This is a genomic window from Streptomyces sp. OfavH-34-F, assembly GCF_022347745.1.
Classification (GTDB): domain Bacteria; phylum Actinomycetota; class Actinomycetes; order Streptomycetales; family Streptomycetaceae; genus Streptomyces.
This window is the reverse complement of the sequence record NZ_JAKRGC010000575.1, coordinates 1-1869: the sequence shown is the minus strand read 5'-3', so window position 1 is coordinate 1869 and position 1869 is coordinate 1. Positions and strand designations below refer to the sequence as shown.

General features: G+C 75.9%; 2 protein-coding genes and 1 pseudogene. All 3 read left to right on the top strand.

From position 1 onward, the window contains the following. The coding region (locus tag MHW47_RS35035; protein WP_239227856.1) for a DUF5682 family protein at positions 1–416 on the top strand (416 nt) is incomplete at its 5' end. Beyond that, a complete protein-coding gene (locus MHW47_RS35030) occupies positions 413–1582 on the top strand; it encodes a VWA domain-containing protein (RefSeq protein WP_239227855.1) in 1170 nt (389 codons plus the stop codon). The genes MHW47_RS35035 and MHW47_RS35030, both read left to right, overlap by 4 nt. Next, a pseudogene (locus tag MHW47_RS35025) lies at positions 1579–1869 on the top strand (hypothetical protein); the annotation flags it as partial. The gene MHW47_RS35030 and the pseudogene MHW47_RS35025, both read left to right, overlap by 4 nt.

The following is a 1869-nucleotide window of genomic DNA, read 5'->3' as shown; positions in this document are numbered from 1 at the left end:
AGGCGGTGCGGGCGGTGGCCCTGTCGGGCGCGGACGCCCTGGGCGACTGGCTCGCCGGCCTGTTCGCGGTGGCCCGCGACGAGCTGACGGACGGCGGGGAGGCCGGCGCGGAGACCGGCGGCCCGGAGCGCGGGGGTGCCTCGCTGGTCCGGGTGCTGGACGAGGTGCTGTGCGGGCTGTCCGAGGAGCAGTTCCTGGCCGGACTGCCCGCGCTGCGGCAGGCGTTCGCGTTCTTCCCGCCCCGCGAGCGGGAGCGGATCGCCGCGCGACTGCTGGCGCTGCGCGGGCTGCGGGGCTCCTCGCGCGCCCTGCTGCGGACCACCGCCGACCCCCTGCTGATCGCCCGCGCCGGAGTCCTGGAGGACCGCGTGACCGGACTGCTCACCCGCTACGGACTCGGAGGCACCCCGTCATGACCGGGCCCCTCACCCCTGACCCCGGCCCTCCGCAGGACGCCGGTCTCGAACGGTGGCGTCTCGTGCTCGGGTCGCCCGCCGAACGGCACACCGGTCCGCTCGGGCCCGGCCGGGCCGGGCAGGACGCCGCGCTCGACTGGCTGTACGGCCGCGACCCCGACCTCGCCCGGCGGGGGGTGCGCCGTTCCGGCTCGTCCGCCGGGCGCACGGGCGGCTCCGGCCCCTCCTCCGTCACGGCCGTGGACTGGCTCGACGACATCCACCGGCTGTTCCCCCGGGAGACCGTCGAACGGCTGGAGCGGGACGCCGTCGAGCGGTACGGCATCGAGGAGATCGTCACCGACCCGGAGGTGCTGGAGCGGGTCGAACCCAGCGCCACGCTGCTGCGCGCGGTGCTGCGGACCAAGCACCTGATGAACCCTCAGGTGCTGCACGCGGCCCGGCGCATCGTCGAGTCCGTCGTCGCGCAGCTCCTCGCCCGGCTCCGCCCCGAGGTCCGGCGCGCCTTCCACGGTACGCGGTCCCGTCGCCCCAGCCGTACCCCGCTCGCCCGGAACTTCGACTTCGCGCGGACGGTGCGGGCCAACCTGGCGCACTACCGGCCGGACGAGCGGCGCCTGCTCATCGAGCGCCCCCACTTCCACTCCCGCAGTCGGCGGCAGGTGACGCGGTGGCAGCTCATCCTGCTGGTCGACCAGTCCGGTTCGATGGCCGGTTCCGTGATCCACTCCGCCGTCACGGCCGCCTGCCTGTGGGGCCTGCCCGGTCTGAAGACGCATCTGGTCGCGTTCGACAGCGAGGTGGTGGACCTGACGGCCGATGTGACGGACCCGGTGGAGCTGCTGATGCGGGTGCAGCTCGGCGGCGGTACGGACATCGCCCGGGCCGTCGCCTACGCGGCCGACCTGGTGGAGAACCCGCGCCGCACCATCGTGGCGCTGATCACCGACTTCTACGAGGGCGGCGACGCCCACCGGCTGCGCCGCACCGTGCGCGGGCTCGTCGAGCAGGGCACCACCGTGCTCGGTCTGGCCGCCCTGGACGAGGACGCGAACCCGGACTACGACCGGGAGCTGGCCGGCCGGCTCGCCGAGGCCGGGGCGCACATCGGGGCGATGACGCCCGGCCGGCTGGCGGAGTTCGTCGCGGAGAGGCTGGGCCGGTGACCGCGCCGACCGTCCGCGCCGATCTGCTGGCCCTCACCCCCGAGGCCCTGGCCGCGCTCGCCAACCGGGGCCTGGTCAAGCGCGCCGCGAAGGAGCTGGACGCGGGCACGGTCCCGGAGCTGACCACCGGCGACGACGCCTCGGTGCGGGCCCTCTTCCCCGACGGCACGGCCGCCGTACTGCCCGCCGGCACCGGTCTGGACGGTGCGCGGTGCGACTGCGCGGCGACCGGGGTGTGCCGCCACCTCGTCGGGCTCGTCCTCGCCTACCAGCGCCTGGCCGGTGAC

What these genes read in the sequence shown, in the direction of transcription:
- MHW47_RS35030 (WP_239227855.1), top strand. Translation starts at nt 413, where the DNA reads ATGACCGGGCCCCTCACCCCTGACCCCGGCCCTCCGCAGGACGCCGGT.